Source organism: Rhodococcus sp. P4_F3_2 (assembly GCF_056401335.1).
In genome coordinates this window covers 434,392-445,975 of sequence record NZ_JBFUJN010000001.1, presented here as the reverse complement: position 1 = coordinate 445,975, position 11,584 = coordinate 434,392, and the positions used below count along the sequence as shown (strand labels likewise).

Below are 11,584 nucleotides of genomic sequence, written 5' to 3'. Positions count from 1 at the left end.
TCGCGAAATCTGTTCCGAATTCACAACGCTAGACCGATCCTGGCTCCCGACAAGGTATTCACTCAGCCTGGTTCTATCCCTCCGCACACCGCTTGGTCACGCACCGGATTTACGGGCACGATAGGCGGCGACATGCGCCCTGTTCCCACAGTTTCCGGTGTCGCAGTATCGCTTCGAACGATTGCGCGACAAATCCACGAAGACCGCCTCGCAGTCCGGGGCCTCGCACCATCGCAACCTCGAGAATTCGTCGGTTCGGATCAGATCGAGCACACCCATCGCCGCTTCTGCGGCCATCCGGTCCACCAGTGGCGAATCGTCAGCGGTGACGTGCAGATGCCAGCCGAGGTCGTCGTGCCTGGTGAGCCGCGGCCTCGCGCCCGATTCGAGTAGCAGTGTGTTCACCACCTCGACGGCGTCGTCCACTCCCGCGGCTTCCCAGAACTTTCGCAGTCGTGGACGCAGCGCACGAACCGCCGTCAATTCCTCCCGCGTGCCGTCCCGCCTGCCGGTCCAATGATCCGCGTCGAGAAACCGTGTCAGCTCCTCTTGATCCGGAAGCAGTTCAGCCCCGCCGCGGGCCGTGTTGACCAACGACGCGGCGAAGACGAGCGCCGATTCCGTGTCACCAGCAAAATGCACTTTGACTCCTGAGCTCTATCAACCTAATGTCAGCATCGTAATCGCTTTTACTCCTGACGGGTGACGACGTGAACTCTCGCAACGGCTTGATCTTCGCTCTGCTGTCCGCGGCAACGTTCGGCGTCTCGGGCCCGTTCGCGAAGTCTCTCATCGAATCGGGGTGGTCCCCCGGCGGCGCAGTGTTCGCGCGCGTTGCCGGCGGCGCACTGGTGATGATGGTGATCGCCGTAGCCACCCAATGGCCTCGCCTACGACAGGTGAGCGCCCACACGCGAACGGTACTGCTGTACGGGGTGTTCGCGATCTCGGGCGTTCAACTGTGCTTCTTCAATGCCGTGCAACATCTTTCGGTCGGCGTCGCGTTGCTTCTCGAGTACCTTGCACCGATCATCGTCATCGGATGGGTGTGGATAACCAAGGGCGCGCGTCCGAGCGTGCAGACGCTTCTCGGTGCGGCGGTTGCCATGATCGGCGCCGCCGTGGTGATCGACGTCTTCGGATCGGCAGAGATCAGTGCCGTCGGAGTCGCCTGGGGACTGGCCGCCGCGGCATGCCTTGCAGTCTATTTCGTCATTTCCGAACGTGCGGACGGTGATCTCCATCCTGTTGTGCTCGCGGCATCGGGGCTCACGGTCAGTGCAGTGGTCATCGGCGCGCTCGGACTCGTCGGCGTCCTCCCCCTCCAGTTCTCGGCCTCGAACGCCGTCGTGGCAGACCATTCGGTGAACGTATGGCTGCCGGTGGTGGTCCTGGTCCTGGTCAGCACTGTCATTGCCTATCTCACCGGCATCGCCGCAATCACGCTGCTGGGGCCGACAATCGGATCTCTCGTAGCGCTGACCGAAGTGCTGTGCGCGGTCCTCGCCGCGTGGATCCTGGTCGGGGAATCCGTCACTGCACTCCAAGCTGTGGGTGGCGCAGCAATCATCGCGGGGTTGGTCCTCGCGCGCCTCGGCCAGGTTGCACCGAATCAGATACCGGCCGACCCGATGACAAATGTCATGGCAGAAGAATGACGGACGGACGAGGGATTACGACCTCGAAGCGAGCAGATTCTATGTATGACCTCAGCACAGGCACGGCATTCACCACAGGCACTGCACACACTCACTGAAGGATCGGCACACGACGCCGTCCGGTTGACCGGACTTCGCAAGAGTTTCGGAACCGTCGACGCCGTCAAGGGTATCGACCTGAGCATCCGCCCCGGCGAGATCGTCGCGTTCCTCGGCCCGAACGGCGCAGGCAAGACGACAACCATCGACATGATCCTCGGCCTGTCCCGGCCGACGTCGGGCGACGTGAGCGTCTTCGGAATGTCACCGCGATCGGCGATCGCCCGCGGACTCGTCTCCGCAGTCATGCAGACCGGCGGACTACTGAAAGAGCTGACGGTTGCCGAGACGGTGCAGCTGACCGCCAGCCTGTACGCCCAATCCCGTCCGGTCGACGAAGTGCTGGGGAGAGCCGGAATCCTCGACATCTCCGATCGCCTGGTCAGCAAATGCTCAGGCGGACAACAACAGCGGTTGCGATTTGCGATGGCGTTGCTGTCGAACCCGCAATTGCTCATTCTCGACGAGCCCACCACCGGCATGGACGTCGAAGGGCGTCGGGACTTTTGGTCCGCCATCCGCGCCGACGCAGATCACGGTCGCACTGTGCTTTTTGCGACGCACTACCTCGAAGAGGCCGATGTCTACGCCGACCGCATCATCCTGGTCAGGCAAGGCACCGTGGTCGCAGACGGGACCACCGCCGAGGTCAAGGCGATGGCGTCCGGACGCACCCTGCGCGCGACTGTTCCAGGCATCACCGACGAACTCCTGCGAGCCATACCGAACTCCGACGCCGTCGAGGTGCGCGGTGAGTCACTGCTCGTGCACTCGGGTGACACCGATGCCGTTGCACGGTTCCTGTTGACCAATACCCAGGCTCGCGATCTCGAAATCGTCTCGCGTGGCCTCGAAGACGCATTCATCGCACTCACGTCGAACAACTCCGAAGGACAGAAGTGATGACCACTGCAACCGAAGCGAACACCTACGGAGCCGAGCGAACCGTCGTACCTCTCGGCGGATTCAACACGACGCTACTGCGACTGGAATTTCGTCGCCTGACTCGCAATCGGCGCACGATGATCTTCACGCTCGTCATGCCGGTTGTCTTCTTCCTCGTCTTCGGTCTCGGTCAAGGCGACGACGACCACGGGATCGGACACGGCAATGTCGCCGCGTACATCATGATCAGCATGGCTCTCTACGGCGCGATGCTGGCCACCACCAGCGGCGGAGCGATGGTCTCGATCGAACGAGCGTCCGGATGGAGCCGACAACTTCGGCTGACTCCCCTGACCCCGGTCGCCTACATCGCCGTCAAACTGATCATGGCGATGCTGCTCGGTCTCGTCTCGATCCTTGTCGTCTACGTCGTCGGCGCGTTCACCTCGGCGCAGATGGACGGATCACTCTGGTTCACAACGGCATTGATCGCCTGGTTGGGATCGTCGATCTTCGCGGCCTTCGGCCTGTTCATGGGGTATCTACTCCCCAGTGAGAACGTCATGCAGTTGCTCGGACCGGGACTGGCTCTGCTCGCCTTCGGCGGCGGACTCTTCGTGCCGCTCACCGACGGTTCCGTATGGGCGACCATCGCACAGTTCACCCCGATGTTCGGCATCAACGCCCTCGCCCACGCACCGTTGACGGGCAATAGCATTCACTGGACCTGGATCGTCAATATCCTGGTGTGGTTCGCCATCTTCGCCGGCGGAGCGATCTGGCGGTTCCAACGAGATACGGAGCGTGTGTAGTTGTCGCAAACGACTGACCGAGAAGATTCCGTCGCGCTCCCGCGGCGGAATCGTTTCGGCGTTCTCTTCGCGGCGGTCTGGATGGTATTTCTCGGCGGGCCGCTGATCGAGGGATGGAATCTGCGCGACGAACTGCGCGGCTGGACAGGGATTCTCGCGACGGTCGCCTTCGGTGCGCTCTATCTCTACACGTTCGCCACAACGCAGCAGCGGCGTCGAATGACAATGACTCGGCCGACGATTCGCGAAGCTGCACTGGCTTTGGCCGCCTTGACCGCGTTGGCCGCCGTGATGATCGTCAGCGTCGGGCCGACTGGTTTGGCAGCCGCACCGTATCTCGCGGTGACAGCGGTGACGCTGCTGCCGACCGTCGCGGGCGGCATTCTCGCCTTGGTGTTCGCGGCCTCCGTGGAGATAGTCAGCCTCTCGTCCGGGTGGGGGAACTACTCCGGACTCTCGCTCGGAGTCTGCGCGGCCGCATTCGCGACCTGGGGCATCATGTCCCTGATCAGCCGCAACTTCGCCATGCTCCATGAACGCGAAGAGCAGGAGCAGCGGGCAATCATGGAGGAGCGAACGAGGATGGCGCGCGATCTGCACGACATCCTCGGACACTCGCTGACCGTCATCACGATCAAAGCCGAACTGGCCAATCGCCTACTCGATGTCGATATCGAACGTGCGCGCAACGAACTCGACGACCTCGAAAGACTTTCGCGTGACGCGTTGGCAGACGTGCGCTCGGCCGTCGAAGGATTTCGTGGGATTTCTCTTCCCGTCGAAATAGCCCGAGCACGAGAGGCATTGCGTGCGGCTGGCATCGAGGACGAGGTGCCGAGCAGTACCGACATGGTTCCCACGCGTCTTCGCGAACTCTTTGCATGGACGATCCGTGAGGGCGTCACCAACGTCGTTCGACACAGCGGTGCGACCCACTGCCGGATCACGGTCGACGAAAAAAGTGCGTCGGTCGTCGACGACGGGCAAGGGGCCGGGTCGACGTCTTCCGGCAACGGTCTGATCGGATTACGCGAGCGCGCCGGAGCGTCGGGCGCACGAGTGATCATCACTCATCCCCAGCCGCAGGGGTTTGCACTTCAGGTAATCGAACAGGAGACAGAGTGAACAGCCAGGGCGATCGAGCAACCATACGGCTGCTCTTGGCGGACGACCAGGCGCTCGTGCGAGGAGCGTTGGCCGCACTACTCGATCTGGAATCCGACCTCTCCGTGGTGGCCGAGGTCGGTCGCGGCGACGAGGTTGTGGCCGCTGTTCTCGAACACCGCCCGGATGTCGCGCTTCTGGACGTCGAGATGCCCGGCATGGACGGAATCGCCGCGACGGCGGCCCTTCGCGAGGCAGCACCCGACACCCGAGTCCTGATCGTCACCACGTTCGGACGTCCCGGATTTCTTCGCAAGGCCCTGCACGCCGGGGCCGGCGGGTTCGTCGTCAAGGACACACCCGCCAGGCAGTTGGCCGACGCAGTCAGGCGTGTCCACGCCGGACTGCGCGTCGTCGATCCCACCCTTGCGGCCGACAGCCTCGTCAGCGGCGAGTCGCCTCTGACGGAGCGTGAGACCCAAGTACTGCGCGCCGCTCACGACGGCGCACCCGTGGCAGCCATCGCAGGGGCGCTCTTCTTGTCCGCAGGGACAGTTCGAAATCATCTGTCATCCGCAATGGGCAAGACGGGCGCGTCGACGCGCGCGGAAGCCGTCAGAATCGCCGAGTCGAACGGCTGGCTCTGATCCGCGTGGCCGGAATCCACTTCCCCGGCAAATAGTTCGCCGTTCGATTCTTGACGGCGATTTGTCCAGATCACTCAAAGTAGGGACCTTCTACCCTAGGGATTTTCCCTGCAAACAACCCCCTTCGCGAGAATCCAAAACAGCTAATCGTTCGATAACTGGCTATGATGCAGTTAATTGAATCGACGGAGCCTGTGCGTAACGGGGGAAGGGACGTCTCATGTCGAACCAGTTCAACGATCGCTTGAACTCGCTGTTCGAGACTGCCGACTTTCACGTCACCAACGCGATGGTCGTTCGCGGCATGACCGAGTTCGGCTGCCGCATCTCGACGCCGTACCTGTCCCAACTGCGCACCGGCGTCCGAACCAACCCGTCACCCGAAGTGGTTGCCGCCCTCGCCCACTTCTTCAACGTCCATCCGGACTACTTCTACGCCCCGTCCGATCAAACTCCGCCCGCGATCTCGGGCGGCGAGGCGGACCTCTCTCTCCTCGAACAGCTGCACAACGTGCGCCTGCGAAACCTCACCTCTCGCGTCGTCGATCTATCGCCGTCTTCGCAGGATCTGCTTGTCGAAATGGCGGAGAATCTACGTTCCTCCGAGAATCTTCCGCGCGTACCACCGGACTCGAATTCCTACATGTCACGCGCGTAGCGCCCTTCGCCGACTCTCCTTGACTGCTCAGGGAGGGTTGGCCTTATGCTGGTCGATGCAGCTGGTTCGCCCGGCGCGGTCATGAGGAGCCCCGAAGACCGTTCCCGGCGTCGAAGCCCCGTCAGCGCAAGCTGTCGGAGTGAGAGGGAACCCGGTGAAAATCCGGGACTGTCCCGCAGCGGTAAGCAGGAACGACCGCCGTTTATGTGCACTGGGCATCCGCCTGGGAAGCGACGGCCAGTAGGTTCGATCCAACTCGATCGAGTGCCCGCGAGTCCGAAGACCTGCCGACTGTGTCGGGCACGCCGTGCCCGACGGTCCACCGCCTCGTGGAATGGGCGTGTAGATCTCCATCGGATCTCGTGTGCGGTGCGGGCAGTACTGTCCGCCGAAACTCGAGGTCTCGTGAGGTGTACCCGTCTGCCGGCAGTGGCCATCAATGCATTGGCAATCTGGAGAAACTCCGTGACAACAACATTCACTTCGACCGTGCTGGGCTCACCGCGCATCGGTCCTCATCGAGAACTCAAGCGGGCAACCGAAAGCTACTGGGCAGGGCGCATCGACGCCGACGCCCTGCAGGCTGTCGCCCGTGACCTCCGTCGGCAGGGCTTGGCCGACCTCCGCGACCTGGGCCTCGACTCCATCCCGGTCAATACCTTCTCCTTCTACGACCAGATGCTCGACACCGCAGTTCTTCTCGGCGCGCTGCCCGACCGCGTCGCGTCGGTCGCCGATCCGTTGGACCGCTACTTTGCCGCTGCCCGTGGGACGGACACCATCGCGCCGCTCGAAATGACGAAGTGGTTCGACACCAACTACCACTACCTGGTGCCGGAGATTTCACCGTCCACCACGTTCGCACTCGACCCGTCCAAAGTCTTGTCCGAACTGGCAGAAGCACTTTCCGACGGCATTGCAGCCCGCCCGGTCGTCATCGGACCGGTCACCTTCCTGCTGCTCTCGAAGGCTGTCGGCACAGACGAGCCGCTGCTCTCGCGGCTCGACGAACTACTCCCCCTCTACGCGGATCTACTCGGTCGGCTCGCGAAGGCCGGTGCGAGCTGGGTTCAGCTCGACGAACCCGCCCTCGTGGGCGATCGCACCGACGAGGAAATCGAAGCGGCACGCGCTGCGTACGAACAGCTTTCAGCGCTGTCCGAGCGGCCGTCGATCCTGTTGGCGTCGTACTTCGGTTCGCTGCGTGACGCGTTGCCCGCGCTTGCGTCCACCGGCGTCGAAGGATTTGCCGTCGACCTGGTGGCCGGTCAGGATTCGATCGGCTCCGTACCTGAACTCGCCCGCAAACTAATCGTCGCCGGAGTGGTCGACGGACGAAACATCTGGCGGTCCGATCTGGACTCGGCACTGAGCACTTTGGGTGCCTTGCTCGGCAGCGTCGACACGCTTGCCGTCTCCACGTCGTGCTCCCTGCTGCACGTTCCGTACACACTCGACGCTGAGTCCGATGTCGACAAGGCCCTGCGCTCGTGGCTCGCGTTCGGCACCGAGAAGGTCAAGGAAGTAGTAACTCTCGCAACCGCTCTCACACAGGGCCGAGAGTCGGTGGAGGACGAGTTCGCTCTGGCACGAGCGGCCGCGTCGACCCGCAAGGACGATCGCAGACTCAATGATGCGAGTGTTCGAGGCCGTCTGGACGCGGTGCTGAACTCGGCGACCGGTCGCGCGCCCGCCGCCGAACGTCGCGCTGCCCAGGACGAGCTGCTTTCTCTGCCGCCGCTGCCCACGACGACCATCGGTTCATACCCGCAAACCTCGAAGATCCGCATCGCTCGCGCAGCACTGCGCAAAGGTGAGATCGACGAAGCCGAGTACGTCAACCGTATGCGCGCCGAGATCGCCGAAGTTGTTGCGCTCCAGGAAAAGCTGGACCTGGACGTGCTTGTTCACGGTGAGCCGGAACGCAACGACATGGTCCAGTACTTCGCGGAGCAGTTGGACGGATTCTTCGCCACCGCCAACGGTTGGGTCCAGTCGTACGGCACCCGCTGCGTGCGTCCGCCGATTCTGTACGGCGACGTCTCGCGCGCGAAGCAGATGACCGTCGACTGGATCACGTACGCACAGTCCCTGACCGACAAGCCGGTCAAGGGCATGCTCACCGGACCCGTCACCATTCTGGCCTGGTCGTTCGTCCGCGACGACCAACCCCTCGCCGACTCGGCAAATCAAGTCGCACTGGCCATTCGAGACGAGACCGTCGATCTGCAGGCCGCCGGAATCGGAATCATCCAGGTCGACGAACCGGCTCTGCGAGAACTACTCCCACTGCGTGCCGAGGATCAGCGCGCCTACCTGGACTGGTCGGTCGGCGCCTTCCGGTTGGCCACCTCGGGCGTCGCGGATTCCACCGCGATCCACACGCACCTGTGCTACTCCGAGTTCGGAGCGGTGATCGGCGCCATCGCCGGCCTCGACGCGGACGTCACGTCCATCGAGGCGGCACGCTCACACATGGAGGTCCTCGACGATCTCAGTTCGGTCGGGTTCGATCTCGGCGTCGGCCCCGGTGTCTACGACATCCACTCGCCGCGGGTGCCGAGCGTCGACGAAATTGCCGAATCACTGCGTGAGGCACTCAAAGCTGTTCCGGTCGAGCGGTTGTGGGTCAACCCGGACTGCGGTTTGGGCACTACCAAAAAGGCGCACGGGGGTCAGCTCAACCACGTGTTGCCGAAGAGCAGAATCCCGTCCGCACTCGGCATCACTCCGTGCACGTTCTCGCGCCACGGGATGAAAACCTTGCCGGAGTTGACCACAGCCATCGGCGCCGTCTCGTTGACCACGGTTTGAATATCGTCGATGACGGCTCGCCGCTCATCCTCGCCCGACGCTGTTTGCAGCTTGCCGAGCAACTCGTCCATCCGAGCGTTCTTGTAGCCGAGAATGTTCGACGGCGATTCGCTGAACAGGTTGCCGTACATGCGCACGAACGGTGACTCTTCCAGCACGTTGAACGCGAAGTAGGACACGTCGTAGTCATGCTTCGCGTACAGCATGGAAATCAGATCGTTGATGCTGGTTGCGTAGGTGATGTCGACCGTGAAACCCACTGCCTGCAAGAGCGACTGAAACGTCAGCGCGCTGCGCTGCGTCGCTGGATCGTTCATACCGACGTACGTCAGTTTTCCGTCGTAACCGTCGGCCTTCGCCTCGGCGAGATACTTCTTCGCCGCCTCGGGGTCGAAGCCGTTCCCGGCCACCGATCCGTGCCACTGCGACCACGACGCGAACATGTCGGTGCCGGGTTCGCCGAAGCCGCCCTGAACTCGCTCGTTGAACGTAGTCGGGTCCACCGCAGCGACAATCGCCTTACGCACGCGCTCGTCCTTCGCTGCCCGATCGTCGCGCTGATTGATTGCCAGAACGCCGGCCATGCTGGCCGAGTACACAAATCCGGGATCACCGGCTTCGAAAGCCTCGTGTATGAAATCGGGAGACTTCAGATAGGCGACCTGAATTCCGTCGGTGTGCAATCCCTCGAGTTTGCTCTTCTCGTTGACGATTGCCGGAAAGCGCAACTTCTCGAGGTACGGTGCCCCGTCCCAGTACGTCGGACGGGCAGCGAGCACCAATTCGTCCTGGGAGGCGAACTTCTCGACGGTGAACGGGCCTGCCCCGATCGGGGTGAACGTGCCGGTAGCCATCGACGAGGGCGCGACGATCATGCCGGGACCGGTGGTGAACATGATCGGGAACTCGTCCCACGGCTGCGCCAATGTGAAGACGACCGTACTCGGATCCGGTGAATTCGTCTCGCGCACAGTGGTCTTCCACACCAGCGCGTGAGTTCCCTTCTTCTGCAGATAGTGATCGATGCTCCACAGGACTGCCGCACTGTCCATCGGAGTGCCGTCGCTGAAGGTGACGCCGTCGCGCAATTTCAGTGTCCACACCGTGTTCTCGCCGTTAGCCGACAAAGACTGCGCCAAGTGGGGAACGTATTCGCCCGCCGCCGTATCGAAGCGCATCAGAAGGTCGTAGATGGCTGCCATTTCGCTACCACCGGTAGCGCCGCCGTCCTGACGGTCAGCCGGATCGAGACTGCTGATCCCGTTGTAGGTGGCAAACGACACGGTGCCACCCGAGCGCGGCTCTCCCCCGTTGTTCTGGTCACCGACAACTCCGACCGTCACGTCCGATGCATCCGTGGTCGTACCTTGGCTGCTACCGGCGCACCCCGTCACCACCAGTGTCGCCGACGCCAGGACAACCATCCAGATTCGAGAGCGAGCTCGGTACGAGCGCTTCATTGCGACTCACTTTCACAGTTCACGGACACGTCGATCCCTGGATCGGACATCCCGGCAGTTTTGTAAGTGAATTCTAGGTAAGGACGCTTCCTGCGTCTTCGTTTTCACGAAGCTGAAGCGATGATTCGCATTCACAGCGACAGAAACAAGAACTGAATTCTAGAGTGACACCGTTCAGCGAAGTACCAGGCCGATGACGTCTTCGACGTTCCGCTGGGCCTCTGCGAATCCGATCCGGCCACTGGTCCACAGCGCAAGGGCCGTCAACATCGTGCCGCCCATTGCCACGGCCGCAACCCGCGCCGTCTCGGCCGGAATACCGTCCATCAATTCGAACAGCATTCTCCGATGTGCAGCCGCGCGCTGATCCAACGACTCGATCACGAACTGATCCGAGGACGAATGGAGTTCGATCTCGAGTCGAGCGAAGTGAGGCCTACGCTCGAATGCCTTCATCTCGCGGCGATGAAGTGCCAGAACCCGTTCGTACGCGTTGCTCTCTTCGCCGCCTGTTCGCGACTCCTCAGGACGACGAGCCGATTCGAGCCCGCTCCACGTCGTCATCGCCGCAGCAAGAAGTTGCTGTTTGGTCGGAAAGTAGCGATAGAGAGTGCCTAGCGCCACGCCTGAACGCTCCGACACTTCTTTCATCTGGATTCGATCCGACGGCATCTCTGCAAGCATCTCGACCACCGCCGTGGTCAATCGTCGTCTCCGCTCGAGTTGCCCCACCGACATGAGGTCGGTATCCAGGGGAACCTCGTCGCTGCGCACAGTCACGCGCGTCACGATAGTTCAGAACCTCGACCGCAGTGCCAGGTTGCGAAGTTTCATCAGAACCCCGAAATCTAGTACATAGATTAATCACCTGCCGATCGCGCTAGGGTTAGTCCATGAATGACCGGACAACCGATGACCAGTCAACCGTCGGCGAACTCAATTTCTGGTCGTTCATCGAACTGGCCAACAAAAAGCTGGCCACCGAACACGGCTTTCGCGATCAGCTCGCCACCGAGGTTCTCCTGACACTCAACCGAGCCTCCAACGTCGTCACGTACGATCTCGAGTCGTCGATCCACCGCCCTCGAGGCTGGTCATGGTCCTCCTTCCGACTGTTGTTCGTCACCTGGCTGGCCGGTCCGATCGAGCCGAAGGCAGCCGCCGAGCTCACCGGAATGAGTAGGGCAGCGGTCTCCAATCTGTCCAAGTCGCTGCTGGCAGACGGATTGATCGATCGTCGGCCCACCGAGAACGACGGCCGTTCGGTCCAGCTGTACCTGACCGACAAGGGCCGAGAAGCCATGGTCGAAGCGTTTCGCGAGCAGAACGAACGCGAACACGCCTGGGTCAGCGTCCTGAGCGAGGCCGAACAGCGAATTCTTGTCATGCTCCTGGACAAACTGATCACCAACCGCAGCCAGTTCGACGTACGCGGACGTAACTGACA

10 protein-coding genes, 1 pseudogene and 1 riboswitch are annotated in these 11,584 nt (G+C 62.2%); of the genes and pseudogenes, 8 read left to right on the top strand and 3 right to left on the bottom strand.

The features are described from left to right. Positions 1 to 96: 96 nt before the first annotated feature. The gene (locus AC1DWA_RS02160; RefSeq protein WP_020908856.1) at positions 97 to 642 is read right to left on the bottom strand and encodes a CGNR zinc finger domain-containing protein; all 546 of its coding nucleotides are present in this window, start codon (positions 640 to 642) and stop codon (positions 97 to 99) included. Between the two features lie 68 nt (positions 643 to 710). Here AC1DWA_RS02160 and AC1DWA_RS02155 point away from each other — a divergent pair, with 68 nt between their 5' ends. The 7 genes and pseudogenes from AC1DWA_RS02155 to metE all read left to right on the top strand — a co-directional run. After that, on the top strand, positions 711 to 1,658 hold the full coding sequence (locus AC1DWA_RS02155) for an EamA family transporter (RefSeq protein WP_097386986.1): 948 nt from the start codon (positions 711 to 713) through the stop codon (positions 1,656 to 1,658). Positions 1,659 to 1,703: 45 nt separating this feature from the next. Continuing rightward, positions 1,704 to 2,660, top strand: a complete 957-nt coding sequence (locus tag AC1DWA_RS02150) for an ABC transporter ATP-binding protein (RefSeq protein ID WP_019745004.1) — start codon at positions 1,704 to 1,706, stop codon at positions 2,658 to 2,660. Next, a complete protein-coding gene (locus AC1DWA_RS02145; protein ID WP_019745005.1) occupies positions 2,660 to 3,454 on the top strand; it encodes an ABC transporter permease in 795 nt (264 codons plus the stop codon). The genes AC1DWA_RS02150 and AC1DWA_RS02145 overlap by 1 nt, the downstream gene beginning before the upstream one ends. Further along, positions 3,455 to 4,579, top strand: a complete 1,125-nt coding sequence (locus tag AC1DWA_RS02140) for a sensor histidine kinase (RefSeq protein ID WP_477846820.1) — start codon at positions 3,455 to 3,457, stop codon at positions 4,577 to 4,579. It begins immediately after the preceding gene. Further along, positions 4,576 to 5,205 carry a response regulator transcription factor gene (locus AC1DWA_RS02135; protein ID WP_019745007.1) on the top strand — a complete coding sequence of 210 codons (630 nt, stop codon included), beginning with the start codon at positions 4,576 to 4,578 and terminating at the stop codon, positions 5,203 to 5,205. Before AC1DWA_RS02140 ends, AC1DWA_RS02135 begins: the two co-directional genes overlap by 4 nt. 220 nt (positions 5,206 to 5,425) lie before the next feature. After that, positions 5,426 to 5,863, top strand: a complete 438-nt coding sequence (locus AC1DWA_RS02130) for a helix-turn-helix domain-containing protein (RefSeq protein WP_019745008.1) — start codon at positions 5,426 to 5,428, stop codon at positions 5,861 to 5,863. Positions 5,864 to 5,960: 97 nt separating this feature from the next. Further along, a riboswitch (cobalamin riboswitch) is annotated at positions 5,961 to 6,169 on the top strand. 159 nt (positions 6,170 to 6,328) lie between these two features. Then, positions 6,329 to 8,518, top strand: a pseudogene (gene metE, locus AC1DWA_RS02125) (5-methyltetrahydropteroyltriglutamate--homocysteine S-methyltransferase); the annotation flags it as partial. A 20-nt stretch (positions 8,519 to 8,538) separates the two neighbouring features. Here metE and AC1DWA_RS02120 read toward each other — a convergent pair. Together AC1DWA_RS02120 and AC1DWA_RS02115 are read right to left on the bottom strand one after the other, a co-directional pair. Beyond that, positions 8,539 to 10,137, bottom strand: coding sequence for an ABC transporter substrate-binding protein (locus tag AC1DWA_RS02120; protein ID WP_084325169.1), 1,599 nt, complete (start codon positions 10,135 to 10,137; stop codon positions 8,539 to 8,541). A gap of 174 nt (positions 10,138 to 10,311) precedes the next feature. Then, on the bottom strand, positions 10,312 to 10,926 hold the full coding sequence (locus AC1DWA_RS02115) for a TetR/AcrR family transcriptional regulator (RefSeq protein WP_477846819.1): 615 nt from the start codon (positions 10,924 to 10,926) through the stop codon (positions 10,312 to 10,314). Between the two features lie 104 nt (positions 10,927 to 11,030). On the opposite strand from AC1DWA_RS02115, the gene AC1DWA_RS02110 reads away from it, so the two are divergent. Then, positions 11,031 to 11,582, top strand: coding sequence for a MarR family winged helix-turn-helix transcriptional regulator (locus AC1DWA_RS02110; protein ID WP_019745012.1), 552 nt, complete (start codon positions 11,031 to 11,033; stop codon positions 11,580 to 11,582). Positions 11,583 to 11,584 lie beyond the last annotated feature (2 nt).